Raw genomic sequence first — 26,411 nt, 5'->3', positions numbered from 1 at the left:
GGTGCTTAACACTTTAGCCTTAGTGAACAGCTAAGTTATTGAGTTAAATCAACTTACTTCGCGTCAATATTTCTCGCGGTCTACACTTGAGTATTTCGGCTAATATCAGCTTTTCAGTAGAGATTAAGCGTGAAAACAATCCACTTACTTTTTGCTCTAGGGGGAGCATCGCTGTTAGCTTAGCCATATACAATTGATAAACAGCCTCTTTTGCTGCTGATAGAGCAGGGCTGGCAAGCACAAGGTCTTGATAAACAAAATACGTATTGATGTCGCCTAAAGTGAATAGTACGGGTTTAGGACCAATACGAACTTCCGTTAAGCTCAAACCTGTGCATAGTGCATTAATGTTTATGGCTGCATGTTCGCCCATATCCATTGCAATGCTAGCTTGTTTCGCCATTGGCTGGTCGAGAGATGCTGCATCACCAGCAACAAAAATATTCTCGTATTTAGGCGTTTGCAGAGTTGATTTCACAATAATACCGTTGTGAGTACTACTCAATGATGTATTCTTCAAATACTCCGGAAGTGAAGTCCCTGCTGTCCAAATAGTAATATCAGATGGCAAGAGTGTTTTGTCCGCAAAGTAAATAGATTCTTGGGCAATTTGCTGGATGTCATGTTCAAGTAGCAGATTGACTTTGTGCGCGTTCAATTCCATTTGAATATCGCTTGCGAGTTTTTCTGGTAGCAATGGAAGGAGACGTTGAGAGCGGTCAATGACATTGATCTTTAACTGCTCGTTGTTTGGATATTTACGCAAAATTTCACCCGCTACCTCAATACCCGTATATCCTGCACCTACAATATTCAAGTGTACAGGCTTATCGGATTCGGAAAGTAAAGCAAGCAAGCGAGTTTTAATTGTTTCTACTTCTTCACTGCTTCTAAATCCAAATGCATATTCAGTCGCACCCAACACACCATAATTTTCACGCGTATGCCCTGATGCAATTAACAAGATGTCGTATTGCAATTTACAACCGTCGTTTAATGTAATTGTTTGTGATGAAGGTGAGAGTTTGGATACTTCTCCGTTGATAAAGGTATGTCCTAGTTTATCAAAAACTGTGTGTAAACAGATCCGCACCCCGTCTGCTTTTTTGACATCAGATAGGATTTCATGAATATTTGGTGTCCATTGAAAATGCGTTTTACTGTCGATGACAATTACATTTAGATTGTTAGCAAGTTTGCTGGCGGCACTTAGGCCGGCGAAGTTGGCGCCGATGATAACTATGCGGGGCGAATGGTTATTGGAAGTCAAATTTTTAATTTCCTTGGTGCTATCTGGAGATCACAATATTACGCTATTTCTAGTAAAGCAATATGCATATTAAAAAGTAGCTCGCAAGGCTTATGTTTATAAAAAAGGGCCACCTTAATGAAAGGTAGCCCTTAGTTAAACATTGAACTTACTTTAGTAAATGTTCATTTTTCTAGTGTTAACTAGAATACGTAATTTACAGCAAGGCGAAGTAAGGTGTCCTCGTCATCATTCAGCTCATTTGTTCTTTTCGAAAGATCTGCCTTTAATGCAACACCTGTGTTTAAGTCATAGCGTACGCCGACTGATGTTGTGTAGTCTTCGGCGATTACACTTTGTTGGACACCAACGATCAATTGCGTAAGTGGCACTTGAAACATGGCTGGGAATCCCGCAATCTGTTCAACAAATTTGGGGTCACGGTTCAAATTACTGCTTTCGTATGTAACAAAAGGTGTCCATTTGCCACTCCGAAAACCAGCGGTAACGTAATAGGCTGACTCTTTTGGATAAAAGGATTCTTCAATATTTATGACTGTGTACTCAGCAGCGACAAACCAGTTAAAATTGTCATATGAAACACTTGCTCCTTTGAACGTCCCGGTATCATCTGTTGCGGCTAATTGATTACTCAAATCAGGTGAAATTTGACCTAGTTGAGCAATTGCGCCATTAATTGCTGGCACGTCAAAAGTCGTTTTACCGGTGCCGTAGACACCGCGCATTTTCCAATTTTCATAGGTGAATTCACCACTTAGAACAGCCACATTGTCAATGTTTAGGTTTCCTGATTCACCGGCTAGTGAGAAGTCGTTGTTTACCTGACCTAGGGTCAATTGGAAAGTGTATTCCAAATCACCTGCGTAACTAGAGTAATCGATGCGAACACCATCAATGTTGTTAAATGGAACATCGTATACAGCTGCAGGAGCAACCAGCCAGTGATAGGAATATGCTACATCCAATGATGCAGAGTACTGAAACAGAGGCATTCTTATGCGTCCTGCAGAAACACTGGTGTTTTCTGTTGCTGCATAGGTGATGTAAGCCCATTCAAAACCGGCTTCGAAATCTTGCTCGCCACGCGCGACAATCTGACCCGTAGCAGACATCTTGTCATTTATATCTCCACTGACCTGAATGGCAAACAAACTTTGTTCCGAAAAGGAAACGGTATCATCAAACCCGTATAGTGAATCATCACTGGCGGCCATGCCTGCAGTAAAGTTAGCAAAACCGTTTACACGCACTTCAGCGTTTGCATAGCCAATCATCATCAAAGATGTGGCTAGGATAGATAGATTTTTAATCAATTTTTTCATCGATATTCTCCTTATAATTCCACAACTTTGACGGCATCGGTAACAGATGCCTTGTCTATATAGCCAATCACACTTGGGTTTTGTGATACCAATTCGATGACTTCAGCATCGCTATTCACTTCTTTCGGTGGAACGCCTTTACCTGTAAATACCAGTTTTGACCAATATGCTGAGACTTGGCTCGAGCTGCGTCCCAATATATCTTGGTCGAATGATTGGCGCTGATTTGAGTCAACTGATTGATTAATTGCGACCGTTTCACTGCCACTTGGGAATTTCTTTTCTTTACCTAAAAAGATCCGTTGTACTTGTTTGGCACTCAACGCGTCGCCGTTGGAAGGATGCACCACTACGACTAATTCGGCCATTGAAAAGCTCGCGAATAGCAGAGAAAGCAACATCACCGATGTTTTTCTAAACATTGTATTTATTCCTGTAACTAATTTTGTGTTTGTACTTAGACGCGTAAATATATGTATACGCCAAAAAGTGACTTCCATTGATTCTTCTTTAATCCTTATACATTTGTTATCGGCGTAGGAAAGGAGAAATTTAGTTTAAATACATGCAATTATGTAATTAGAACCGTTATTGAGTAGGCTATGTCACTATTATTCCATAAAAGTAGCGAGTGACTGTCTTGCTCTAAAGGTGTGATATTGAGGAGGGGAGGGATGTTGGCACTACAAACATGGTTGAGTTTGTCGGCGTCTTCTTTAATAATGTTGCAGAGTTAAATCTTTTCATTGGCCTGAATTTGTAATTCATCAAAGCAAATAATCTACTGCTATCAATAGCCAGAAATAAAAATAATTTAGACACACTAAATTATCTAGGTTGGCTTCAATCATGAAGCATGTTTTAACCTCTTACATTTTATTTTTGCTAAGCAGCCTCTTGAACTCTTTATTAGCGAGTCTTTCATACATCCAAGGCAAGAAGCGTTTAAGCCGCCATATACTTTTTTCTTTTGGGTGGGTGAGTAACATAAACTTATCGTCACCGACTTGCTTGGCTATCATTTGAGCCACGTCTTCAGCTTTTATGGTTGCCCGATCCATTTCTTTGTTAACAAATGCCTTTGCACCTTGGGCACCCGATAATGAATCAGTAAGGTTTGTTCTAAAAAACGCAGGGCATACCACATGGCAATTTACATTGTATGGGACAAGTTCAAATCGTATTGTTTCGGTAGCTGCAATCACCGCTGCTTTTGATGCGTTGTAAGCACCGGCGTTTGGAGGGTTAAGCAGTCCAGCGACTGATGCGATATTGACGATGGCTCCGCTTTTCTGTGCTTTTAACATGGGTGAGAAAACCCTACAACCTCTCACCACGCCCAACAAGTTAATATCTATCACGCGTTGCCAATCTTCGAGGCTGACACTTGAAATATCCCCATAGGTACCCGCAATACCCGCATTATTTACCAATATATCGATACCCCCCCATTCTTTAAGTAAACGCTCTTTCACCGTTATTAAATCATTTTCAATGCGCGTGTTACACTCCATTGCAATGGCGCACTGAGTAATCTGTTTAAGTGCTGAGAGTGTTTCATGCAAGGCCTCAGTGTTGATATCGCCAATCGCGACGTTCCAACCCTGATTTGCATAGTGAAATGCAATTGCTTTTCCCAAACCGCTGGCGCCGCCGGTTATAAATATGCGTTTTGTCATTATTTACTCCACAACTGGTTGTTGTTAACACTGTTATTGATGAATTATACGTAAAAATTGTCGGTTTGATTAATTTGACTATAAAACTGATTTGACGCTGATTAGTTTATTTTTGATTAGCTTAGGATATTCAAAGCTACTTGTCTTTGATAGAGAAGTATTGTGAGTTAAACGCATAAAAGGTTTAACTATATGGCCACCCCTACAGATGGCCACCCCTACAGGACTTGAACCTGTATCAAAGACTTAGGAGGTCCTCGTTTTATCCAGTTAAACTAAGGGGTGACTTTCATTTAATATTCTGCTGCAAATTAGAACAGAACTCAACGTCCAAATTACTCAAAATCTCTCAATTATCCTTGAAAGTAATCTTCTTTTATAAAGGTCTATTTGTGTGTTCTTGGTATAAGTATTTTTAATCCTTTTTTGATTTTAGTTTGCCAAAAATCACCTGTTTATAAAAAAACAAATCTTCAGGGCATCCCGCCTAAACTACACTGGATAACGGATAAAATAGATTGATTCAATCGCAAAAAATCATGAAACTAAATAAGTTTGTTTTTCACACTTAAAATTGATTTAAGTAAATGAAAAATAAATAAAAAATATATTTTCATTTAAGTTTGAACTTTGCTGTTGAATAGTGCCTCTGACTAGTAAGTGCTGCCAGTATCAAGGATTGAAAAAACTTCCTGTAGTTATGCTTTCGCAGTATTTAACGTCTATTTTTTGAAAATGGATTCATTATTTTTACTAATTGAAAGGTGAAAGAGATATGTTGGCTATTAATATCCGAAAATGTGTCATAGTTGGGCTATATTCATTACCCTTGGTGACCAACACTGCGTTTGCACAAGACCAAAACAATCGAGACAATGCTCAACAAGCGTCTCGCAACCAAGAAGTGTCTCATTTATCTCGCGCGCAGCGAAGTGGTTATCTTGGCAAAGTCAGCGAAAGTATAATCTTGTCCGGTAACTTAGACGTGCTTCAATCTACTGCCGAACTTGATGATTTCTTTGAGGACATTACCTCATTAAAAGAGCGAGTGAAGTATTGGCACAGAGTAGCGATTGATTCGGTTGCCCTTGATCATACTCCAGCTCCAAATATCGATGATTATTCGCCTTCACAAGGCGGTCCAACGCGGACTAGTCGTGCATTAGCAATGACGCAGATCGCGGTATTTGATGCACTTAACAGCACTGATCCCAATTACCAAGGGTACACCGCTAACTATGAAGGTTTTGAAGGTGCATCTGCACACGCAGCCGTTGCTTATGCAGCGTATTCCACCTTAGTTGTTTTGTTTCCTCAACAAAATAACCGCTTGGGTGACTTATTAAACGAAGAGATCATTCGCATTGAATCGTTCACCAATCAAGATATTCTTGAAGCAGGTTTAGCCCTAGGAGAACTAGCCTCAACGGGGATATTCAATAATCGTGTTGAGGACGGCTCTTTTCACGAGGAGCCTAATTTTGGTGGCGGTGGATTGGTTGCCGATGGGGCGATGAACCACTATGGTAACCCGATCAATGGAGGCACGTCAGATGTTGGCGAGTGGGTGCCTGATCCTAATACCCCAGATTTTGCAGGTGATTTTAATTTGTCACTAGGCGCCTATTGGGGCAATGTAAAGCCATTTTTCTTGCGAACTGGTGACCAGTTTCGTGTGCCTGCACCTCCACAATTCAACTCCGCAGAGTACGCCAAAGCATACGCAAACGTTGCTAGTGTCGGAGGCTCTATTGAAAATACTCAAACGTTAAGTACCAGTAACGATGAAACGCGTTTTGTCGCTAATTACTGGGGATATGATGGTGTTCCGCTCATCGGTGTTCCCCCTCGTGTTTACAATCAAATTGTTGAGCAAATAGCGGATGATCAAATTGATAATGCATTAGAGTATGCTCGTGTCTTGGCGCTAGTCAATACCGGTATGGCAGATGCCGCTATTGCGGCATGGGACAGTAAGTACTATTACAACTTGTGGCGTCCTGTTACGGGGATTCGTAGCGATGATGGCGCTGACGCCACAATAACAGATGTATTATGGAATCCAGTTGGAGTTTCAGTGGTCAATACTGAAGAAGCTATTAGAGCAACGCCTCCTTTTCCTGCCTATCCATCTGGCCACTCTACCTTTGGTGCGGTGACCTTTGAGATTTTGCGCAGTTTGTTTGGTGACAATACATCTTTCACGTTTGTGTCTGACGAGTACAACGGTGAAGGTGTTGATCCTTTCTTCCCAAACATACCACGTCCCTTTGTACCTGTGCGCTTCTCAAGTTTTACCGAAGCTCAAGAGCAAAATGGAACAAGTCGTATATACAATGGCGTGCACTGGGACTTTGATGATAGCGCTGGCCAGGCTCTAGGGGAGCAGATTGGTCAATTTTTAATGAGGGACACAAATGCTTTTAGTGTCCAAAATGCCGGTGGTCGCCGTGATAATGACAATGGCGGTCGCGATGGCGGTCGAGGCGATAATGACGATGGCAGTCGCGATGGCGGTCGTGACGGTGGTCGTGGAGATAACACTGCACAAGGTGCTTGATACTACTTATCCTCAAGCCAAATCGCATTTCCTATCGGGCTCAATGCAACAAACTGGCGCATTGCACCGATGATTTACATGATTATTGAAAGTGAGAATGAATATGAAAACGAATCAAAGAGTTAGTAAAACAGTCAACATCTTTTTTTGCATTATCGGAGTTTTTGGCTGCTTTACTTTTAATCTGCATGCAAAGGAATCGGCTCAGCAACTGAATACGCAAGACAGAAAGTCTTTTGCAAGCCAAGTGGTAGAATACTCTCCCGACTTTGTACATATCAAAACACTCTTGCCTGTGGACTTTAAACCAGCTTTCACACGCAGTACCGTTATTAAATTGAACAAAATCGTAAAACGGTCTTATTCAGTTATCAATGAATATGATGACTTGATAAAAACACAACAAATTAGACACACGGATGAGCCATTAATCACTGTTTCTTCAAACGTTATGCAGCAAAAAAAACTTGATGAAACTAAAATCAAGGCCCTTCAAAATCGTGCTTACACCGCGAATCAAGACATGCAACGGGCCGTTACCCAGCTTAGAAGCAGTGATGAGTATTACAACAAAGCGGTCTTAGCTGGCATGCGGAACTTTGTCAAAGACGTGAATATTGAAGTAAATCAATATCAAGGTATGTTAGTAAGCACTTTACCTTGAGTGTATACCACCGCAGTGAAGCTATGACTGTGGTGGTCTTTATTGCCTAGCAACGTAATCATTTGCTTGTACGTTTGCAAGTAAGCTACCGTCGATGCTTGTTAATGTGGCAGTCTCAGCAAAAACCTGTTCTACTACTAAAACGGTAGGGTGTAACACAAACTGTTTATATGTTTGTCCAAATGTATCTTGTACTTCCTTAACGCTGAACAATGTCAGTTGGTCACCTGTTTGCACTTTTTGATTACGCCCTAGGTTAATCTGAAGCTGATTATTTGCAATCGCAAGAATTCTACCTTTAGTTGCTTCACACATCGTTTCTTGCTCTAAATCAACTACGGCCTCTTGCACTAATTTATCAACAGCTTTGCCATAATTACTGCGCCAAAACTTATCGGAGTTAACGTCAACACTCTGTGTATATGAAAAGTCCCATGGGGCAGTCGTTTCATAATGTTTGCTCATCAATGGTTCGCCTGATGCGCCATCAAATAAAGTTAACTCGAATGCAAATGCTCGAGATGTTTCTGGCGATGACCAGAATTTAAGGCCACTTGTTCGCGCGCGATTGATCGAAAGATCTTTGATGACTGCACCGATTACGTATTGAGTATTTGTTTTACTGGCAAGGGCCTGAGACTGCATTTTGCTATTAGTTCTCATCCAGTCAAGTGCATATGGCTCAATATTCGAAACGGCTAAGTTAGTAGTAACTTGATTAAATAATCGAGGAAATCGTTTACCTAAGGCATTACCAAAGCTATGAATCTGTCCATCAGAGGCTTGTGCAGGAAAGGCAATAGGAAAATAAGTTGTTGCGATTCTTTTTGTGTAGTCAGCGGCAGAGCACTTTGTATCATGAGCAAATATATCAGCTCTGATTGACACAGTAAGCACGCCGTCTTCATAAATTTCGTCTATCAGTTCAATTGTATTCACTTCACCGCTAGCGCGGATTTCTAAATGATCATTAGTTAGTAAGCCATTTGCTAAATGTTGAACGCTTCTGACTGAAGCTCCCGAAAACAATAATGCCTGTTTAATTGCTTCTTCTATCGCTTCAGATTTAGCCCTTTCTCTGTCACCATTTACAATGACAGCTTGCCCCGTGGATGAAAACCAAGCAGCATTTGCAATCGTGCATATACTCAATAAAAAGAGCAAGATACTTGCGTTTAAGCACCTTTTAACCAGTATGCTGAGATGCTTAATCCACACGATTTTACGAAGCGTCTTGGTATTGTTCATTGATATGTATTCCTTGTTCATATTAGTTGCATCGTCGAGCGTATAGCTTTAGTTAGATCACAAACACTATGATTGATATGCGTACAAAAAGTATTTTTGTCTTGATGTACTTTATGCTTCAAGTTTTGTGCCATTTAGGCTCAAGCAGTTTAGTGGGAATATTGAGTCGCATTTTTAATCGCTTTTATCAAAAATGAGTTGTGTAGGCTTAATACTTGCTAAGTAAAACTAACACAAATAGTTGTGTGTACTTTTAAGTTAAATAAGCAACTACAAAGTCATCGTTTAAACATGAGAACGACCAGTAGGATTAATTATGTTAGAGCAAGCAAAATTAAGTAAAAAAGCATCCGCTAAGCACCCAAGAATCAAGCTATTGGCAACTTCGTTATTTGTCTTTAGCACAATGCTGATAAGTGGCTGTAGTTCTCTGTACAGCAAGCATGTTGAGTGGGAAACCATTGAGCCTGAACGTTACCCTATTTTGTCAGCAGTCGGGTATGCCCCTATAAACGCTCAATTAGGCGTTGACGAGAGTAGCAAAGAAATTCAGGCTATCAAAGCGTCAAAACTAGACGCCTACCGTGAATTAGCTGAACAGGTCTATGGACAAAAAGTTGACGGTGATCAATCGTTGTCTAATATGGTGCTGGTTAATAATGAATTGAAGTCATCAGTTGAAGGGGTCATTAGGGGAGCGAGAGTGGTTAGGTCTTATCCAGTTGGCCAAGATACTTATGCAACTGAATTGGAACTAGACATGGCAAAAGTTTACGATATCTACCTATCGACAGCGAAGCCCAAAAAAATCAGAAAAGTAACGTATTATTAAATACGTTACTTAATCATAACCGTCCTTTATTAATAATATCTTCACCAAACGCATACATAACTTTGTAACATGTTATTCGCGTAAAATTCTTATTTTAAATTAATTACAAGATTTCAATTAAACACTCAACATAGTCTAGTTTTAGGCGATAAAGTAATTACCAGTGTTTGTTTTTTACTCAATACACAATTGGGATCTTTATTGTGAATATTCTTTACTATCCATTTTCTATTATTTTTAATGTTTTTAATTTCAAAAATGCAGCATCGCTTCTTTCCATTATCGTGTTTTCTTTGTTGCTTGCCTTAAGCTACAACACAATGATTGAAAATCAGGCTCTTCGCTATACAGCATCATTATTAATTGCTTATTGTTTTCTCGGCTTTGTAGTATTTGTTCGCCATGAAATTAAGGTCTTGATCGGTGTTATTGAAGATTTGACCGAACAAAAAAGTGATTATCGAGATATGGTGTCAACTTGTCATATATTTCATGAGTTAGTTGAATCTCTTAGAGGGTTGTTAAAAGCATCATCCAGAAAGACGGTGTCATTGGGTGAAAAAATTGCTGAAATAAGTTATTCCACTGCTCAGGTAACATCTTCAGCTTTAAGTGTGTCTGACAATGTAGCTAAGCAAACCGACGCTACTAGTCAAAGCGCTGAGGCTGTCGCACAAATTAGTCGTTCTCTACAGAGTGTTGTAGGGGAAATCACCCAGGTAAGTGACTCTGCTCAAACCACAAGTGAGCTAACTAATCAGGGGAAATCACAACTGAATGCCTTAGAGCAAGAAATTGATAAAGTTAAAAAAGAAGCGTTAGCAACATTGGCGTCGATCAAAGACCTTAATGCCAACACCGAAGACGTTCGTTCATTAACTGGCGCAATTGAGCAAATAGCCGAACAAACTAATTTACTAGCACTCAATGCCTCTATAGAAGCCGCCAGAGCTGGAGATATGGGGCGCGGTTTTGCGGTGGTTGCAGATGAGGTGAGATCCCTAGCAAATGTGAGTAAAAAGACGGCAAGCGATATTATTTCCAGTGTGAATGAAGTACAAGAAAAAAGTGCAGCTGTAGATAGCAGTATGTCGGCAGTCTATGACTTGTCTGAAAATTGTTTTGAAACTGCAACAAAAGCAACTAAGGCGCTTGAAAGCATATTCCAGGAATCAGAAAACGTTCAAAATCAGATCAAAATTATCTCTCATAGTACAGAAGAGCAAAACGTTGCGACAAGAGAAATCTCTGAACACCTAGAACGAGTTGTGGCGATAGCAACCGACAATTCAAAGGTGGCAGAACAAACAACACAATTAACTGAGCATTTAGAAAAAGTCACTGAGGGGGCATTATGAGCAATCTTGCTACATTGGCTATATTTATTCTTATTTGCAGCTTGACCATCTTGTTCGTTGTGCTTAATGCCTACAAGAACGAGCGACAAATTAAAAAGCGGGCAATATTAATATTGACCGAGCTTGGCGTTATGATCAATTGTTGTCAAAGGCACAGAGGCTTATGCGCTGCCTATTTAAAAGGAAATACTAGTTCAATTGATGAGATTAAAGCGTTGTCGAAAGCTATTAAACATCAAATTAGCTTGATAAATACACATAAGCTGCTTGCGAATAATGGTCGTTGGTTGAGCATCTCTGACCACTGGAGTCGTTTGTCAACTAATGCAACGACTTTATCTTCACAACATAGTTTTGAACAACACACGGGGCTGATCGAAAACCAGTTGTTCTTAATGGAAGACATTGCTCAAGAATATAACTTTTCTCGCGCGTATTACGCTGAATTCCCCAACATCAACTATGTTTGGAGCGAGTTGCCAAAGGTAATTGAAAGAATAGGTCAATCTAGAGCGATTGGCGTTGGCATTGTGAGCTCTAAGCAGTGTACAAAGGTTGATAAAGTGAAATTAGGCTACCTGCATCAACGAATAAGTGAAACGACCAAGGCTGTTTTACAAACATTTCAAGTCGCAGACTCGCATCAAAAAAGCGTAAGTAAAGCGTTTAACGATTGCACTAACTTGTTGAATATAATTGATAAAGAAATTTTAAACGCAGATGAAATGTCTCTCGAACCTGAATACTATTTCGATTCAGCAAGCCAAGCAATGGAAGCGATAAATGAGGTGTTGAACTTTGAAATTAAGGCCTTTTTATCGGCGCACATGAAATAGAAGGGAATGCTGTCAATCAAAGCTAATGGCCTTTGTTCGACTGATTAAAAACACGTTTAGCTAACGTGTTTTTTGTCGTTATGCGCTGAATCCACCGCCAGAAAAATCACCACGGGTCTTACCGCTTTTGTCGTAGGTCATTGACTCTCTAGCTCTTAACTCCATCATTAAGTTGCGCAAGTGAGATAATCTCAACTGGCCTTGCTCGACTGATTTGGCGCTGATTTGAGTTAAATATTTACATTCTTCAACGATTTTGTTGCAACGTTCGATTACATCAGTTGCGTCGTCATTTACTTCGTTGTTAGCTTTAGCTGATTCGTATAAGGGGGCGATGACACGTTCTTGCGCATCAATAGCAGAAAGCGCCTCTTCCTTTTCTTGAAGAAGCGCCATTAATGTCTCGGGCTCACGAGAACTGATGAGATGAAGTTCGCTTTCGAGTATTGCTTTAAGCGCAACCAATTGTTCTTCTTGTTTCTTTATTGCATCCAGCAATTTCATACTAGTCCTCTAGATACCGCGGCCTAGTATTTGTTGCTCGAGGCGAGAAATTTTCTCGGCAAGTACTTCAGGATTTACTTTGTACTCTCCGTTATTGACCGCCTTTTTAAGTCTCTCAACTTTTTCTTGGTTAACAGGTGCTTCAGTGCCTTTCTTTTGCACCTGAGCTAACTGTTGCGCAGATTGAGTCAATGATACGGAGTCTTGACGCGCTGCTTGATTCGCAGTTTGACTTTGGCTAGCACCCGCAGCGTTTGACTGCGATTGCGCTTGTGATTGCTGTTGAGCAATCTTTTGACCGTCAATCTGCGGTTTATTCGTATTGTTTATGTTATTAATAGTCATAATTCTCTTCCACTGCCTCTAACACCTCAATCATGTTATCGGCCTTAATGTTTATAACTTTAGCAAATAAGTCGATTAAATCATACTTGTAAAGTTGCAATTCAACTAATCCTTTAAATTGAATAGGTTAAAACGCTACCTGCACCTCACTTGTGCTGGCGACCACTGCTGATAATAGCTTCTTAGAGCCAATATTTTTAACGCGAATCGTATCGCCTACATTGCCGTCTTGCTGTGCAATTCCCGACGTTTTTAATGCCAGGCCAGCAGTGTTAGCTGATATAGTTATTCGATCACCCTTACAGACAAAGCAGAGCATATTTCTGCTAATAATTTGACCAGGCCGGATACGACGTTTTAACCTTGCCCCTTCTAAGTCTTCGATGTACGAAAACGCGGAAGATCGCAACTTGTTCACCTCTGTATCGACCAATTCTGTATTTTCTTTAGTCAAAAGTGTACCTGGGCTCATCATATCCGCAGCAACTAGCACAGGTTTTGTTTGTTTGACTTGTACGTTTGTAAACAAATACCAGGTGCTGCTTGGACACGTAATCTTTACTGAGACGTTTGACTGCCTCAAGCTAGCGGGTGACGCTTCAAATTGAAACAAATCATCGCATTGGGGAATCTCAATACGTGGATCAATCCCACTAGCTATAATACTTGTATCGGCATCATCAATACGCAAGATATTCTGTTCTACATATGCCTGCGCTTGCTGTCCGAGCATATCTTGAATGTTCTCATATGCAAGACTTGAAAAACTAATGCAAAATAATGTCAAAGCCTTTACTTTTGTGGCCGATAGTAATCTCATAGTGTTATGTTGCATGTCTTGTTAATCCAATCGACGTGTTGTTCGCCAACTGCTATTACGTGTCAATACTTTGTCACTTAAAGCCGTTTAATTGGCGAATTAACTACTGAATAACCGGACATCGCAACTTCTGTGCCTAAAATTATATCGAGGTGATAAATGTCAAGTATTATGGATTCGGTCAACCAACGTACACAACTGGTTGGACAAAATAGGCTTGAGCTTTTGCTTTTTCGTTTAAACGGACAACAACGTTTTGGTATCAACGTATTTAAAGTCCGAGAAGTTTTGCAATGCCCACCGCTAACACAGATTCCCAAACTAAACCATTTGGTGAGAGGTGTTGCACATATCCGTGGTCAAACGATTTCGATAATTGATTTGAGCATGGCGACAGGCGGTAGCATGATAGAGGACATAGAGAATTCTTTTATCATCATCGCTGAATATAACCGTTCGGTTCAGGGGTTTTTAGTTGGTTCAGTAGAAAGAATCATCAACACCAATTGGGATTCAATCATGCCGCCTCCTCAAGGAACGGGGAAAGCAAGCTATTTAACGGCCGTTACTGAAGTAGAAAACGAACTGATTGAGATCTTAGATGTTGAGAAAATTCTGAACGAAATTTCGCCGTTAAATACTGACATAAGCCAAGATGTAGCAGATACATTTGATACCTCTTCTAGCGTGGGTAAAATTATTTTTATCGCCGATGATTCATCTGTTGCAAGAAATCAGGTGAAAAAAGCGCTAACCGCCTTAGGGCTTGAAATCGAAATGGCCAAGAACGGTTTAGAGGCCCTTAATATGCTCAAGGCGTTGGCAGAAGAAACTGGCGATGTTACCGACAAAGTAGGTGTCCTAGTATCGGATATAGAAATGCCAGAAATGGACGGTTATACGCTTACCGCAGAAATTAAAAATGACCCTTCTTTAGCAAGGCTACATGTAGTGTTGCACACATCATTGAGCGGTGTCTTCAATCAATCAATGGTTCAAAAAGTGGGGGCTGATGATTTTATTGCGAAGTTCCATCCAGATGAACTTGCTTCTGCGGTAGAAAAGTGGCTTGGAACCGAATTGAAAGCGAAGTAATCAAGGTGAATAAAGAGGTTTCTGACAAAAGCTATCAGAGTTTCTCGACGTTCCTTTATAAGGAATGCGGTATTGTTTTAGGTGGCGCTAAACAATATTTGGTGCGCAGTCGTTTGCTGCCGTTAGTGCATGAATTTGGTTTTGAATCAGTAGATTCAGCAATTGCGACTATTACTGCTAGAACAAACTTAAAGCTTTGCAAAGCGGCAATTGAAGTGATGACGACTAATGAAACGCTTTGGTTCAGAGATAAATATCCGTATGAAATATTGAAAAACACGGTATTGCCTAACTTCTCAAAACTAAATAAGCGTTTAACTGTGTGGAGCGCGGCCTGCTCGACCGGCCAAGAGCCATATTCTATTGCGATGACGGTACTAGAGTACCAGCGACAAAATCCAAGTGCCTTTTCCGCCGGTGTTTCAATTATAGGAACCGATCTTTCGCTCAAAGTGCTAGAACAGTCGCAAAGTGGAATATATGAAGAAATAGCATTAAAGCGCGGACTCCCAGATGATATGCGCCAGCGTTACTTTCATCAACACGAGAATGGTACTTATATCGTCAACGATCAATTAAAGCGGTTAGTGAGTTTTAAACAGCTAAATTTGGTCACTCAAAAATCAAGTTATCAGAAGGCCGGCATCGTATTTTGTCGAAATGTGCTTATTTATTTCGACAATGAAGAAAAAACAAACATACTGCAAAACATTTCCGCTTGCCTTCAAAAAGGCGGCACACTTTTCTTGGGTGCATCAGAGTCGCTAGCGGGTGCCCAAGATCAATTCGATATGATTAAATCCTCTTCAGGCCTTTATTATTCAAAGCGTTAGTGCTTTTTTCTAGTACTTCATTACAAGTTTTTTAAAACTTCAAACCTTCCTTGGCACATGTATTGCTGAATACTCTTCAAACGAGGAGTATTTTATGGCAATTAACTTAGACCGTTTAGCAGGCTTCCACCATAAAGCAGTGCAAATCCGTCAGGATAAGATGGAAGTGATTGCAGGTAATTTAGCGAACGCTAACACACCTGGCTACAAAGCAAAGGACATCGATTTTCAAAAAGCGATGAAAGCTGCTAATTATGGTCAAAGTGGCATGATACGAACTCACGATAAACATTTTGAAGGTAAATCAGTGGCACAGACAGAATTAGAATATCGAATTCCAACGCAACCAGACACGGGTGACGGCAACACGGTTGATTCACAAGCGGAAAGAAATGCTTTTTTGGACACTGGCATGCGATATCAAGCGAGTCTGATGTTATTAGATGGAAAGTTTAAAGGTATGAAAAAAGCACTTAGCAGTGGAGGGCAATAATAATGAGTCTATTTAATGTGATGGGCATCGCTTCAACTGGTATGAGTGCTGAAAGCGTGAGGTTAAATACAACTGCTAGTAATATTGCAAATGCTAACAGCGTAAGCAGTAGTTACGAAGAAACGTACAAAGCAAGAAAGCCCGTTTTCGCCGCTGAACTTGAGCGTGCACAAGGCAACAATATGCAAAAAGGTGTAGGTGTCAAAGTATTGGGTGTAGTTGAGAGCGACAGCCCATTGCAAGTGGAATATTCACCCAACAACCCAATGGCTGATGAAAACGGTTATATCTATAAACCCAATGTCAATATCGTTGAGGAAATGGCAGATATGATGTCAGCCTCTAAAGCATACGAAACAAACGTTCAAATTGCTGATACAACGAAACGAATTTTTAGAAGAGTGTTACAACTGGGTCAGAGTCGTTAATAAACGGCTGAGCATACCGAGGATAATAAAGTGGATACATTAAAACCTACTGGCTTAAATCCTAGTCTTTATTGGGAAAAAGAAGAGCCAATTCAAGTAAGTGACGGAACAGAGCAAACGCTCAAGCAAGAGGACTTCTTTGCTTTGTTGACCGAACAATTGGCTAACCAAGACCCGACAAAACCAGTGGATAATGATCAATTGGTTGCTCAGATGACCTCATTTACAACGGCTGATGGAATACAGCAACTGAACGATAACTTTAATAGTTTTGCGACTTCGATGACTTCAAATCAAGCACTTCAGGCTTCTAGTTTGATCGGCCAAGATGTATTGGTTCAAGGTAATATCGGTCACAAAAGTGACGAGTCATCTGGTTTAACAGGCGTAATTATTAACGAACAATCCACGACAAACACTGAAATTTCAATAATTAATAGTAGTGGCGAAGTTGTGCGTACGATGGATATTGGCACCCTGCCAGCAGGTAATGTTGAATTTAACTGGGATGGAACGGATAACAGCGGCAACCCTTTGCCTCCAGGCGACTATGCAGTGCAGGTACAAGGCAACATTTTTGGTGAAGCAACAGCCCTACCTACCGCGATCAATCGTCACGTAGATAGTGTCAGCCTTGCTGGTTCTTCACAAGGCGTAGTTTTGAATTTAGAAGGTGACGTGAGTATACAACTCGATGACGTCATTCAAATCGGTTAGTTTTAGGAGTAAGTAGAATGTCTTTTAATATTGCATTAAGTGGTGTGTCAGCATCACAGAAGGACTTAGATACCACCGCAAACAATATTGCCAACGTAAATACAGTTGGGTTTAAGGAATCACGCGCGGAGTTTGGCGACGTTTATGCTGCTTCATTACTTGCTGCTGGAAAAACGAAAGTAGGTGACGGTGCTTTAACTCAAGAAGTTTCTCAGCAATTTTCTCAAGGTAGTTTAAGCTTTACTAGTAATGCTTTGGATTTAGCAATCACCGGTAATGGGTTCTTTGCGACCGTACCCGAGATAACCTCGCGAGACTTCTCCTTCACTCGGGCCGGTCAGTTTAAATTAGACTCTGATAATTTCGTCGTAAACTCAAACGGTGACAATTTGTTAGGGTTTCCAGTGAATAGCGATGGTACCTCTGCGTCTGTGGCATTAAGTACTACAGAGCCAGTCAGAATTCCTGATTCTTCTGGTTCGCCAACCAAGACAACAGAAGTGGATATGCGATTTAACTTACCAGCGGGTGCACAGGGCAAAGTGGCCGCTGATTTTGACCCGACCGATCCTTTAACTTATAACGCTGCTACCTCTGTAACTGTGTATGATTCACTCGGTGACAGTCACGTTATGACGTATTTTTTTGTGAAAGATGTAGACCAGAACAATGAGTGGTATGTGGCCGCGGCGATAGACGAACAGCTCATTGATATCGCTAACTCAGATGGATCCGAAGTTTTAGATCCAACCCTCGCTGCGAATAGCCTTGGAACAGATAGTGGTAACCCCGTCTCTGCAGCTCGTATGCAATTTAGTGAAGGTGGTGACTTTATTGGCATCTTCGCCGCTGACGGCCTCGCCCCTCAAAATGGAAAATTTGTTACAGAGCAATTAGGGGCTACTATTTTGAGTAATGGTTCAGACCCGGAACAAACGATTGAAGTCGATTTCAATCTAGATTTAGCGGGTGCAGATCCAAATGAACCCACTCAGTTTGCATCAGCGTTTGAAGTGACTTCGCTTGAACAGAACGGGCTTGCGGTTGGCCGATTAACGGGTATCGATATTTCACCGGATGGCTTAGTAAGAGCGACATTTTCAAATGGTACATCAGAACCAATTGTCAGAGTGGCACTTGTACGATTCGCTAATGAACAAGGCTTAACTCAACAAAGTGGAACGAATTGGAAGGAAAGTATAGAGTCAGGTGAAGCGCTTGCTGGTGAAGCAACGACAGGTACTTTTGGTGACATTAATTCATCAGCATTAGAACAAGCTAACGTGAATTTAACCACTGAGTTAATCGACATGATTATTGCTCAACGAAACTTCCAAGCAAACTCCAGAGCGCTTGAAGTTAACAACCAGCTTAATCAGACAATATTGAATATCCGATAAGCTTAATTTTGATTATTGACGCCACTGAATTGTCAGTGGCGTTTTTATCTGAGCAGCCAAAACCAATCAACCCGAATAGTTATTTATAGAGTTAAAAAATATAGAAATAAACCACTGTTTTCACACCAATATGTGCCCTAAACCAAACAAAATATAAGTTTGGCATCGTCTTTGCAAAAGCCTTAGGTAAGACCAATAAACGTCAATATTTAAGGGTACGCCAAATGGACAAATTGCTGTATATCGCCGCCAGTGGAGCCAAGCAGGACTTGCTTGCTACCAGTGTCCGTGCGAACAATTTAGCCAACGCACAAACCAACGGTTTTAAAGCCCAACTCGAACAGGCAAGAGCCATGCCGGCATACGGCGAAGGTTTGCCGACACGTGTCTTTAGCATGACCGAAAGCCCATCAAATGATTATGAAGGTGGCCCGATGATCACTACCGGCCGTCCACTTGACCTCGCCATCCAAGGCAACGGTTGGTTCAGTGTGATGACCGCGCAAGGTGAAGAAGCCATGACCAGAAACGGCAGCTTTACCATGACAGCAGATGGCGCACTTCAAGATCCTAAAGGCAATCTCGTGATGGGTGAAAACGGCCCCATGTTTTTACCCGTTCCAGTCTCAAATATCACCATTGCAAATGACGGCACTGTGACCGCTCGCTTGCAAGGTGCACCTGAAAACCAAATTGACGAAGTCGGCAGACTCAAGCTTGTTAACCCAGAGCTTACGAATGTCAAACGTCGCGAAGATGGCCTATTTGATTTAAAGGACGGCCAAATTGCACAACAAGACATTGGTGTCACGGTTAGCGCAGGGATGTTAGAAGGCTCAAACGTCAATGCGGTTGACGAGATGGTAAACATGATCAGTCTTCAACGTCATTACGAGCTTCAAGTCAAATTAATGAAGCAAGCTGACACTATGGTTACACGCTCAAATGCGTTGTTAAGAATTATCTAAGCAGTTTATATGCGACTTTGTCGCGGAGGTGAGTATGCATCCAGCTCTATGGATCAGTAAAACAGGATTAGACGCGGCACAAACTGATGTGTCAGTGGTGTCTAACAACTTAGCCAACGCCAGTACAATTGGCTTTAAAAAAGACCGTGCAGTGTTTGAAGATTTACTCTATCAAAACATCAATCAACCCGGTGGTCGCTCCTCTGCAGATACCGAGTTGCCGTCTGGTTTGATGGTCGGTGCAGGTTCAAAAGTAGTGGCGACTCAGAAAGCGCACACTCAAGGCAACTTACTCACCACGGACAACGCTTTGGATATGTCAATTCAAGGGCAGGGCTTCTTTGAAATCCTGCAGCCAGACGGTTCGTTAGCTTACACTCGAAATGGTCAATTCACTTTAAATGACGAAGGTAATATTGTGACGCCGGGCGCAGGTTTTGTGCTGCAACCAGTTATCACAGTGCCACAAGATGCTGCACAAATTACCATTTCGCAAGACGGCGAAGTATCGGCATCGATCAGAGGCCAAGCTGAGCCTCAAGTGCTTGGACAAATTAACTTGTCTGACTTTATTAATCCAGCAGGTTTACAGCCAATTGGTCAAAACCTTTATGTTGAAACCGCTGTTTCTGGCGCACCGCAACAAGGTGTACCGGGTTTAGAAGGGATAGGTACTTTGATTCAAGGCGCACTTGAAACGTCTAACGTGAATGTTACCGAAGAACTGGTAAATCTCATTGAAAGCCAACGCTTATATGAGATGAACTCCAAGGTTATCTCTTCTGTTGACCAAATGCTTGGTCAGGTTATTCAGCAACTTTAAGGCTAGACTCATGATGATTAAGGGTAAGTTTTATCAAGTAATAATAGCAGTGGGTGTCTTGAGTAGTTGCACGCTTTTATCTGCTTGTAACAGCACACAAAGCGCAATGCCAGTGACCGCTAACGACCCTTTTTACGCACCGGCTGTACCACAAATGACACGTGAACAGATTGAAGAAAATGGTAGTTTATTCTCTTCTGCACTTGCCAATAGTTTGTATTCAGACGTAAAAGCTAGGCGAGTAGGCGATATTATTACGGTGCGTTTAAGTGAAAATACAAATGCCAGTAAATCAGCAGGAACCACATCAAGCAAAGCGACTAATGTCGATCTTCAACCGATTATTGGATTAGGCGCTAATCCTATCAATATAGGTAAAGAAGCTATTCAACTTGGGGTGACAGGTTCAAACGATTTCAGTGGAGATGCGCAAGCTAATCAGAGTAATAGCTTGTCGGGCAATATATCGGTCACCGTGGTAGAAGTGCTGCCAAATCAGAACTTGATTATCCGTGGCGAAAAATGGCTAACGCTTAATAACGGTGATGAATATATTCGCTTAACCGGTGTCATCAGGCCCGCCGATATTGCTCCAACTAATGAAATTGAGTCGACTAAAGTTGCCAATGCCCGCATTCAATATAGTGGCACGGGCTCATTTGCCAGAGCTCAGGAAAAAGGCTGGTTATCAAGTTTCTTCTCTTCTCAATGGTGGCCGCTATGAGTCTTATACTGACGCGTCGTCAACATCGCAACTTATTTTCCGTATGTGTATGGGCTTGCTTTATTACCTTACTTTCCTTTATGAGCCTATCAGTTGAAGCTCAACGGATAAAAGACTTAGCAAGCATACAAGGGGTTCGTTCAAACCAATTGGTGGGTTATGGATTAGTAGTAGGTTTGCCCGGGACAGGTGAAACCAGTCCTTTTACTGAGCAAAGCTTTAGAACCATGTTAAAAAACTTTGGCATCAGCTTAGATGACAATGTAAAGCCCAAGATTAAAAACGTAGCCGCGGTTGCGGTTCACGCTCAGTTACCAGCGTTTTCAAAACCAGGGCAAACTATCGACGTGACAGTTTCTTCGGTGGGTGAAGCAGCGAGCTTAAATGGCGGCACGTTATTACAGACCTTTTTAAGAGGCTTGGACGGCGAAGTATATGCGGTTGCTCAAGGCAGTTTGGTCGTCAGTGGCTTTGGAGCAGAAGGCAATGACGGGTCTCGCATTGTATCGAATACGCCAACCGTTGGGCGAATCGCAAATGGTGCAGTTGTTGAACGTTCAGTGCCCACAGGCTTGATGCAACACGACCATCTCACACTTAATCTACACTCTCCCGATTTTTCAACCGCTCAAGCCTTGGCGGATGTGATCAATCAACGCTTAGGTGCTGATCCTGCCAATGGAACAGCAATCGCTACACCACTGGATGCTGCCTCTGTAAAAGTGACCGCACCTAGAGATGTAGGACAGCGAGTTGGCTTTTTAGCGACCATCGAAAACTTTGAATTTACGCCTGCTTCTGCTCCGGCACGAGTGGTGATTAATAGTCGCACGGGCACGATTGTGATTGGGCAAGACGTACGCTTGCTTCCGGCAGCCATTACACATGGCGGCTTGACAGTCACCATTTCAGAAAATGCGCAAGTTGACCAGCCCAACCCCTTGGCAAATGGTCAAACCGTGGTTAATGCACAATCGATCATTGATGTGGCGTTGGACGACAGTCGGATGTTTGCGTTTGACCCTGGTGTCACGCTTGATCAGTTAGTCAGAGCCGTAAACGAAATTGGTGCAGCACCCGGAGACTTGATGGCGATTTTAGAAGCGCTACAACAAGCAGGCGCCCTGCAAGGCGAACTGGTGGTGATCTAGTATGGACTTATCGCAAGCAAACAAATCTCAGCTCGAAATGTCGCGCAACTATCACGATATTTCGAGTGTTAATAAGTTAAGAGAAGCCGCCATTTCGGGTGACAAAGGTGCACTTGAAGAGGCCGCAAAACAGTTTGAAGCGATATTTGTACAAATGATGCTGACATCGATGCGCAAAGCGCAAGATGCATTAGCCGATGAAGACAGTCCGTTTTCGTCAGAACAAGTTAAGTTTTATCGTGACATGCATGACAAGCAGCTCGCTACAGACCTTTCTGCACAAGGCAGCATGGGTTTAGCTGAGATCATTGTTAAGCAAATGAGTCCTGATGCTGGTTTTATGCCCGGTGCGGCCTTGCGAAATGACGGTGATTTGTCATCTATTAACCGAGCGCGAGTTCACGCGATGCAACGTGCACAAGACTATGTCATGGGTCCTGTTTCCTCTACTGGTGCTTTCAAACAGCAGGGGTTTGATACACCTGCTGACTTTGTGGAAACCCTATACCCAGAGGCTGTATCGGCTGCAAAAGAACTCAATATCGACCCTAAAGCCCTCATTGCTCAAGCAGCGGTAGAGACAGGCTGGGGTAAGCACCTTATTCATCAAGGAAACGGAGAAAACAGCCATAACTTATTTGGTATCAAAGCAGATAAGCGCTGGCAGGGCGAAAAAGCAGTGGTAGGCACACTGGAATACGTCAATAACGTACCTGAAAAACAACAAGCCGCTTTTCGTTCTTACCAATCGTTTTCTGATTCACTCAATGACTATGTGGACTTTATTAAGTCGAATCCACGTTATCACCAAGCAATACAAAACACACAAAAACCAGAACAATATTTTAATGCGCTACAAGAAGCCGGGTATGCAACCGATCCACAATATGCAAATAAAGTGATGTCGGTGTACAACGGACAACTACTAGGTGATTTACTACCATGATAAAAACGGCTGACCTTTTTTCAATTGCAAAAACAGGGGTTAATGCCAGCAATAGACTACTTAATACTACCAGTAACAATATTGCTAACATTAATACCGAGGGGTACGTTAGAGAAAGAACTGAATTTAAATCCAGATTAACCGGCGGTGTCGATGTCGGCTTTACTGATCGGGTATTAAATCAGTTTGCACAGAACCAACTTAGACGAGATATTACCTCTGTTGGCGAAGCTCAAGCTTATTACGACCGTATTGAAGGCTTGGATAATGTGTTGGCCAGTGAAGCAAATTCAATTTCTGCTTCAATGACACGATTTTTTTCTGCAATCTCAACTGCTGCCGATGACCCAACTAATATGCCTTCGCGAGACTCAGTGCTAGGTGAAGCTCAAGGAATGGTTAATAGGATTCGAACCCTCGGTGATTTTATGGAAATCAAAGAGGAAGAGCTGGATAAACAAATAGAAGATAGTGTGACCAGTGCTAATGCTTTGATTCGTCAGATTGGTGAACTGAATGAAGCCATCGCTGTTGTTTCAGGGAGCAGTGCGGTAGATACGCCCTCAACCTTGCTAAATGAGCGTGATTTGGCTATCCGGAAATTAGCTGAATACGTGTCGATCGAAGTGAGAAATAGCCCCAATAATGACACTGGTCTAGTGGTTAATCTAACTACTGGAGAATCGCTAGTTCTTGCTGATGGTGCGTTTAATGTAATTGCCAGAGATGGAGACCCTGATTTTACTAACAGGCAACTGGTATTATCAACGACCTTTACCGGTCAAACTGCAAATACATCTTTAAATATTGAAGAACAAAATATGGGTGGGGTTTTAGGGGGGTTGTATCGCTATCGCGAACAAGTACTCGAGCCGGCTCAACGCGATTTGGGGAAACTTGCTGTTGCATTAGCTGATACCGTCAATACTGCTAATCGCCGCGGCTTGGACTTGGATCAGCAACTCGGCAGTAATATCTTTGAAATTCCTGACTTTAGCGGAATAAATTATCCAGGTAACTCAGATTTAAGTTTGAGTATCCAAGGTCGATTTACACCTGGGTTAGGTGGGGATGTAAGTAACACCGATTACCAAGTAAGCGTGTTAGATGTCTTTCCAGGAGCGCCGGATCAATTGTCTATCCGTGTCTCGGCACTTAATAATGATGGCACAGCCCAGCTTGATGCTGATAATAATCCTATATCACAGGTGTACACTGTCGATGCTCAAAGCGGCACATTTAACGAGGTAATGGGCGGGATCGAACTTGAGTTCGCGTCTGGTTCCTCGTATCAAGCAGGTGATCAATTCTTATTTCAACCATTGCGTCGCGTTGCCTCTAATTTGAGCATGGAAACTACTCGAGCAGAAGATTTAGCTTTCGCCAAGCCACTGCGTGTTAACGTGAGTCAAGACAACTTAGGTGATGCGGTCATTCGCAATACCTTCATTACTAATTCTCAAGTAGATATGAGTTTAGCATCGCCTTACACATCGGGTTTTAATGATTCAAAGAGTTTACAGGCACCAGGCGAAAGCCCTGCGCCTGGTTTAGGTGCTCCAGCAGTCATTCGAATTACCAGCGACGAAAATGATTTGTATGATTACGAAGTCTTAGACAACGCTGGTAATGTGATCACAACGGTGACCGATGCGCCTAATCTAGAAAATATGTTAGCCAGAGCTGCAAATGAAGGCGCTAGCCCCGCTTGGCCTGCTGAGTTTACGGCCTACAATGATTACCCTGGGTACGATCTTACGTTGGAAGGAAGACCCAAAGGTGGGGATCAATTTGAGTTTAGCTTCAATACTGACGGTTTAGCTGACAATAGAAACGCCGTTGAAATGGCGGAGTTACAACAACGCGATTTTGTCCGTCAAAGTACAGGCGAAAATACTAATAAATCTACATTCAATGAAGCATACGCAAGTATCGTGGGGCAATTAGGAGCACAGACTGCAAATGCAAATGTCGATTTGGAGGCTGCAAGAGTCATGCAGATACAATCGTCCGATTGGTATGAATCAACAGCAGGAGTGAGTTTGGATGAAGAAGCAGCAAACTTGATTCAATTTCAACAGTCTTATGCCGCTGCTGCAAGGATCCTTAGCACCGCACAAGAGCTTTTTGATACGATTTTAGCCGCAGCAAGGTAGTACAATGAGAATCACGACTAACTTAATTTATAATCAAAATTTTAGAGCAATCAATACCAATCAAGGTAATTTGTCTGAGATTCAGCAGCAGCTCTCTACGGGTAAGCAATTACTAAAACCAAGTGATGATCCTGTAGGTGCTTCGCAAATAATTAGAATTACGGAAGAGCTCGATAAAATCCAACAATTTCAGCGCAATAATGATTTGGTGACTAATTCCTTGGAACTCCAAGAGACTTCTCTTAGAAGTATAAATGATGTGGTCAATCGTGCTCGTGTATTAGTAGTCCAATCGGGTAATGGGATTTTAGGTCCTGAAGATAGACAAGCGATTGGCGCTGAAATTGAACAAATCAGAAATCAAGTGCTTGATTTAATGAACTCTCAAAACTCCAGCGGTGAGTATATATTCGCGGGTTATCAAAGTTCGAAGCAAGCATTTGAATTCAGTCCCTCTCAACCCGGTAAAAAAGTTACCTTTGAAGGTGATGACGGGACTAATGAAATCCAAATATCTGATAGTGTAAAAGTCCGTAGTTCAAGCTCTGGAAAAACCATTTTCGAAGAAGTATTTGCTCGCTTGAACTTTGATACGGACGATAGTTTGACAGCAGCCAGTATTCAATCTAGTGCGATCACTCGCCAACAAACCTTTGATGAGTTTCATCGCGCAAATTACGACACAGTGAATGATGCAAACAACCGATATCGTTTTGAAGTAATTGCTGGGGATCAAGTCGAGATTAGTAACGTAGGTACGGGTGAGGTACTAGAAACAAAAGCTTACTTGAATGACTCCCCTGTTGTTTTTCAAGGTATGGAAATTAATATGCAGGCTGCATTGGGGGAAAGTGTTGACATCACCTTGCAAAAACCAGTTAAAAGTAACTTAGCAGAAACACTCAACAATATATTCTTAGCGTTAACAAACGAAGATATCGCTGACGACGACTTCACCAAGGTCATCGATGATACCTTAGTTGGGCTTGATAATGGGCTTGAAAAGTTAGCCCTTGAAAGTTCCTCTATTGGCGCAAGGCTTAACATCGCACAATCTGTTAGAAGTTCGAACTTAGACAGTGAAATTGCGAATGAAAAAGCCCGCTCAAGCATAGAAGATGTCGATTATGCAAAAGCATCAACGGAGTTCTCAAAGCAAGAAACAGCTCTACAAGCTGCTTTCCAGTCTTTTCCACGCGTCGCTAATTTATCGCTCTTTAATTATATCAATTAGTTTTG

General features: G+C 41.8%; 26 protein-coding genes and 1 tRNA gene. 18 read left to right on the top strand and 9 right to left on the bottom strand.

The annotated features are described in order from the left end of the window. Window positions 1-43: 43 nt before the first annotated feature. The 5 genes from KUL10_RS06920 to KUL10_RS06900 form a co-directional block, all read right to left on the bottom strand. Window positions 44-1,270 (bottom strand): NAD(P)/FAD-dependent oxidoreductase, encoded by a 1,227-nt coding sequence (locus tag KUL10_RS06920; protein WP_110428186.1) that lies wholly within the window; start codon window positions 1,268-1,270, stop codon window positions 44-46. Between the two features lie 182 nt (window positions 1,271-1,452). After that, window positions 1,453-2,592 carry a topoisomerase IV gene (locus KUL10_RS06915; RefSeq protein WP_199509200.1) on the bottom strand — a complete coding sequence of 380 codons (1,140 nt, stop codon included), beginning with the start codon at window positions 2,590-2,592 and terminating at the stop codon, window positions 1,453-1,455. Window positions 2,593-2,603: 11 nt separating this feature from the next. After that, complete coding sequence (locus tag KUL10_RS06910; RefSeq protein WP_110428409.1) at window positions 2,604-3,014, bottom strand: phosphate ABC transporter substrate-binding protein; 411 nt, start codon at window positions 3,012-3,014, stop codon at window positions 2,604-2,606. A 447-nt stretch (window positions 3,015-3,461) separates the two neighbouring features. Continuing rightward, on the bottom strand, window positions 3,462-4,271 hold the full coding sequence (locus KUL10_RS06905) for an SDR family oxidoreductase (RefSeq protein WP_110428185.1): 810 nt from the start codon (window positions 4,269-4,271) through the stop codon (window positions 3,462-3,464). A 209-nt stretch (window positions 4,272-4,480) separates the two neighbouring features. Next, window positions 4,481-4,556, bottom strand: a tRNA-Arg gene (locus tag KUL10_RS06900). Window positions 4,557-5,046: 490 nt separating this feature from the next. On the opposite strand from KUL10_RS06900, the gene KUL10_RS06895 reads away from it, so the two are divergent. Together KUL10_RS06895 and KUL10_RS06890 are read left to right on the top strand one after the other, a co-directional pair. After that, the gene (locus KUL10_RS06895) at window positions 5,047-6,831 is read left to right on the top strand and encodes a vanadium-dependent haloperoxidase (RefSeq protein ID WP_110428184.1); all 1,785 of its coding nucleotides are present in this window, start codon (window positions 5,047-5,049) and stop codon (window positions 6,829-6,831) included. Window positions 6,832-6,934: 103 nt separating this feature from the next. Beyond that, window positions 6,935-7,495, top strand: a complete 561-nt coding sequence (locus KUL10_RS06890) for a hypothetical protein (RefSeq protein ID WP_110428183.1) — start codon at window positions 6,935-6,937, stop codon at window positions 7,493-7,495. A 39-nt stretch (window positions 7,496-7,534) separates the two neighbouring features. Here KUL10_RS06890 and KUL10_RS06885 read toward each other — a convergent pair whose 3' ends face one another. Further along, the gene (locus KUL10_RS06885; protein ID WP_110428182.1) at window positions 7,535-8,743 is read right to left on the bottom strand and encodes a flagella assembly protein FlgT; all 1,209 of its coding nucleotides are present in this window, start codon (window positions 8,741-8,743) and stop codon (window positions 7,535-7,537) included. 316 nt (window positions 8,744-9,059) lie between these two features. Here KUL10_RS06885 and KUL10_RS06880 point away from each other — a divergent pair, with 316 nt between their 5' ends. From KUL10_RS06880 to KUL10_RS06870, 3 genes are all read left to right on the top strand, one after another. Beyond that, window positions 9,060-9,575, top strand: coding sequence for an LPP20 family lipoprotein (locus tag KUL10_RS06880; RefSeq protein WP_110428181.1), 516 nt, complete (start codon window positions 9,060-9,062; stop codon window positions 9,573-9,575). 203 nt (window positions 9,576-9,778) lie between these two features. Continuing rightward, entirely contained in the window at window positions 9,779-10,933 is a 1,155-nt protein-coding gene (locus KUL10_RS06875; protein ID WP_146216761.1) for a methyl-accepting chemotaxis protein, read from the top strand. Continuing rightward, window positions 10,930-11,769: a nitrate- and nitrite sensing domain-containing protein gene (locus KUL10_RS06870; RefSeq protein ID WP_110428179.1), complete on the top strand. Its 840-nt coding sequence runs from the start codon at window positions 10,930-10,932 to the stop codon at window positions 11,767-11,769. Before KUL10_RS06875 ends, KUL10_RS06870 begins: the two co-directional genes overlap by 4 nt. A gap of 78 nt (window positions 11,770-11,847) precedes the next feature. Here the strand turns inward: KUL10_RS06870 and flgN are convergent, their stop codons facing one another. The 3 genes from flgN to flgA form a co-directional block, all read right to left on the bottom strand. Beyond that, window positions 11,848-12,273: a flagellar export chaperone FlgN gene (gene flgN / locus KUL10_RS06865; protein ID WP_110428178.1), complete on the bottom strand. Its 426-nt coding sequence runs from the start codon at window positions 12,271-12,273 to the stop codon at window positions 11,848-11,850. Between the two features lie 9 nt (window positions 12,274-12,282). Next, on the bottom strand, window positions 12,283-12,618 hold the full coding sequence (gene flgM / locus KUL10_RS06860; RefSeq protein ID WP_110428177.1) for a flagellar biosynthesis anti-sigma factor FlgM: 336 nt from the start codon (window positions 12,616-12,618) through the stop codon (window positions 12,283-12,285). Window positions 12,619-12,745: 127 nt separating this feature from the next. After that, on the bottom strand, window positions 12,746-13,405 hold the full coding sequence (gene flgA / locus KUL10_RS06855) for a flagellar basal body P-ring formation chaperone FlgA (RefSeq protein WP_233499737.1): 660 nt from the start codon (window positions 13,403-13,405) through the stop codon (window positions 12,746-12,748). Between the two features lie 192 nt (window positions 13,406-13,597). On the opposite strand from flgA, the gene KUL10_RS06850 reads away from it, so the two are divergent. The 13 genes from KUL10_RS06850 to flgL all read left to right on the top strand — a co-directional run bounded on the left by KUL10_RS06850 (window position 13,598) and on the right by flgL (window position 26,406). Continuing rightward, window positions 13,598-14,533 carry a chemotaxis protein CheV gene (locus tag KUL10_RS06850; RefSeq protein WP_110428175.1) on the top strand — a complete coding sequence of 312 codons (936 nt, stop codon included), beginning with the start codon at window positions 13,598-13,600 and terminating at the stop codon, window positions 14,531-14,533. Then, complete coding sequence (locus KUL10_RS06845) at window positions 14,503-15,366, top strand: protein-glutamate O-methyltransferase CheR (RefSeq protein ID WP_233499736.1); 864 nt, start codon at window positions 14,503-14,505, stop codon at window positions 15,364-15,366. Before KUL10_RS06850 ends, KUL10_RS06845 begins: the two co-directional genes overlap by 31 nt. 94 nt (window positions 15,367-15,460) lie before the next feature. Beyond that, entirely contained in the window at window positions 15,461-15,859 is a 399-nt protein-coding gene (gene flgB, locus KUL10_RS06840; protein WP_110428173.1) for a flagellar basal body rod protein FlgB, read from the top strand. 2 nt (window positions 15,860-15,861) lie between these two features. Further along, the gene (gene flgC / locus KUL10_RS06835; RefSeq protein WP_110428172.1) at window positions 15,862-16,287 is read left to right on the top strand and encodes a flagellar basal body rod protein FlgC; all 426 of its coding nucleotides are present in this window, start codon (window positions 15,862-15,864) and stop codon (window positions 16,285-16,287) included. Between the two features lie 30 nt (window positions 16,288-16,317). Continuing rightward, complete coding sequence (locus tag KUL10_RS06830; RefSeq protein WP_110428171.1) at window positions 16,318-17,004, top strand: flagellar hook assembly protein FlgD; 687 nt, start codon at window positions 16,318-16,320, stop codon at window positions 17,002-17,004. 17 nt (window positions 17,005-17,021) lie between these two features. Further along, window positions 17,022-18,404: a flagellar hook protein FlgE gene (gene flgE / locus KUL10_RS06825; protein WP_110428170.1), complete on the top strand. Its 1,383-nt coding sequence runs from the start codon at window positions 17,022-17,024 to the stop codon at window positions 18,402-18,404. Between the two features lie 224 nt (window positions 18,405-18,628). Next, window positions 18,629-19,372, top strand: coding sequence for a flagellar basal-body rod protein FlgF (gene flgF / locus KUL10_RS06820; protein ID WP_110428169.1), 744 nt, complete (start codon window positions 18,629-18,631; stop codon window positions 19,370-19,372). 34 nt (window positions 19,373-19,406) lie between these two features. Continuing rightward, window positions 19,407-20,195: a flagellar basal-body rod protein FlgG gene (gene flgG / locus KUL10_RS06815; RefSeq protein ID WP_110428168.1), complete on the top strand. Its 789-nt coding sequence runs from the start codon at window positions 19,407-19,409 to the stop codon at window positions 20,193-20,195. 13 nt (window positions 20,196-20,208) lie between these two features. Further along, window positions 20,209-20,919: a flagellar basal body L-ring protein FlgH gene (flgH, locus tag KUL10_RS06810; protein ID WP_110428408.1), complete on the top strand. Its 711-nt coding sequence runs from the start codon at window positions 20,209-20,211 to the stop codon at window positions 20,917-20,919. Between the two features lie 80 nt (window positions 20,920-20,999). Further along, window positions 21,000-22,070: a flagellar basal body P-ring protein FlgI gene (locus tag KUL10_RS06805; protein WP_233499751.1), complete on the top strand. Its 1,071-nt coding sequence runs from the start codon at window positions 21,000-21,002 to the stop codon at window positions 22,068-22,070. Between the two features lies 1 nt (window position 22,071). Beyond that, window positions 22,072-23,016 carry a flagellar assembly peptidoglycan hydrolase FlgJ gene (flgJ, locus tag KUL10_RS06800; protein WP_110428166.1) on the top strand — a complete coding sequence of 315 codons (945 nt, stop codon included), beginning with the start codon at window positions 22,072-22,074 and terminating at the stop codon, window positions 23,014-23,016. Continuing rightward, window positions 23,013-25,172, top strand: coding sequence for a flagellar hook-associated protein FlgK (gene flgK / locus KUL10_RS06795; protein WP_110428165.1), 2,160 nt, complete (start codon window positions 23,013-23,015; stop codon window positions 25,170-25,172). The genes flgJ and flgK overlap by 4 nt, the downstream gene beginning before the upstream one ends. A 4-nt stretch (window positions 25,173-25,176) precedes the next feature. Next, window positions 25,177-26,406, top strand: coding sequence for a flagellar hook-associated protein FlgL (gene flgL / locus KUL10_RS06790; RefSeq protein ID WP_110428164.1), 1,230 nt, complete (start codon window positions 25,177-25,179; stop codon window positions 26,404-26,406). Window positions 26,407-26,411: the final 5 nt, after the last annotated feature.

Origin of the sequence: Glaciecola sp. KUL10, from assembly GCF_003203515.1 — a bacterium.
GTDB lineage: Bacteria > Pseudomonadota > Gammaproteobacteria > Enterobacterales > Alteromonadaceae > Glaciecola.
This window is presented reverse-complemented; position numbering and strand designations above follow the sequence as displayed.

What these genes read in the sequence shown, in the direction of transcription:
- KUL10_RS06915 (WP_199509200.1), bottom strand. Translation starts at nt 2,592, where the DNA reads ATGAAAAAATTGATTAAAAATCTATCTATCCTAGCCACATCTTTGATG.
- KUL10_RS06910 (WP_110428409.1), bottom strand. Translation starts at nt 3,014, where the DNA reads ATGTTTAGAAAAACATCGGTGATGTTGCTTTCTCTGCTATTCGCGAGC.
- KUL10_RS06905 (WP_110428185.1), bottom strand. Translation starts at nt 4,271, where the DNA reads ATGACAAAACGCATATTTATAACCGGCGGCGCCAGCGGTTTGGGAAAA.
- KUL10_RS06895 (WP_110428184.1), top strand. Translation starts at nt 5,047, where the DNA reads ATGTTGGCTATTAATATCCGAAAATGTGTCATAGTTGGGCTATATTCA.
- KUL10_RS06890 (WP_110428183.1), top strand. Translation starts at nt 6,935, where the DNA reads ATGAAAACGAATCAAAGAGTTAGTAAAACAGTCAACATCTTTTTTTGC.
- KUL10_RS06885 (WP_110428182.1), bottom strand. Translation starts at nt 8,743, where the DNA reads ATGAACAATACCAAGACGCTTCGTAAAATCGTGTGGATTAAGCATCTC.
- KUL10_RS06880 (WP_110428181.1), top strand. Translation starts at nt 9,060, where the DNA reads ATGTTAGAGCAAGCAAAATTAAGTAAAAAAGCATCCGCTAAGCACCCA.
- KUL10_RS06870 (WP_110428179.1), top strand. Translation starts at nt 10,930, where the DNA reads ATGAGCAATCTTGCTACATTGGCTATATTTATTCTTATTTGCAGCTTG.
- flgN (WP_110428178.1), bottom strand. Translation starts at nt 12,273, where the DNA reads ATGAAATTGCTGGATGCAATAAAGAAACAAGAAGAACAATTGGTTGCG.
- flgM (WP_110428177.1), bottom strand. Translation starts at nt 12,618, where the DNA reads ATGACTATTAATAACATAAACAATACGAATAAACCGCAGATTGACGGT.
- KUL10_RS06850 (WP_110428175.1), top strand. Translation starts at nt 13,598, where the DNA reads ATGTCAAGTATTATGGATTCGGTCAACCAACGTACACAACTGGTTGGA.
- flgB (WP_110428173.1), top strand. Translation starts at nt 15,461, where the DNA reads ATGGCAATTAACTTAGACCGTTTAGCAGGCTTCCACCATAAAGCAGTG.
- flgC (WP_110428172.1), top strand. Translation starts at nt 15,862, where the DNA reads ATGAGTCTATTTAATGTGATGGGCATCGCTTCAACTGGTATGAGTGCT.
- flgE (WP_110428170.1), top strand. Translation starts at nt 17,022, where the DNA reads ATGTCTTTTAATATTGCATTAAGTGGTGTGTCAGCATCACAGAAGGAC.
- flgF (WP_110428169.1), top strand. Translation starts at nt 18,629, where the DNA reads ATGGACAAATTGCTGTATATCGCCGCCAGTGGAGCCAAGCAGGACTTG.
- flgG (WP_110428168.1), top strand. Translation starts at nt 19,407, where the DNA reads ATGCATCCAGCTCTATGGATCAGTAAAACAGGATTAGACGCGGCACAA.
- flgH (WP_110428408.1), top strand. Translation starts at nt 20,209, where the DNA reads ATGATTAAGGGTAAGTTTTATCAAGTAATAATAGCAGTGGGTGTCTTG.
- KUL10_RS06805 (WP_233499751.1), top strand. Translation starts at nt 21,000, where the DNA reads ATGAGCCTATCAGTTGAAGCTCAACGGATAAAAGACTTAGCAAGCATA.
- flgJ (WP_110428166.1), top strand. Translation starts at nt 22,072, where the DNA reads ATGGACTTATCGCAAGCAAACAAATCTCAGCTCGAAATGTCGCGCAAC.
- flgK (WP_110428165.1), top strand. Translation starts at nt 23,013, where the DNA reads ATGATAAAAACGGCTGACCTTTTTTCAATTGCAAAAACAGGGGTTAAT.
- flgL (WP_110428164.1), top strand. Translation starts at nt 25,177, where the DNA reads ATGAGAATCACGACTAACTTAATTTATAATCAAAATTTTAGAGCAATC.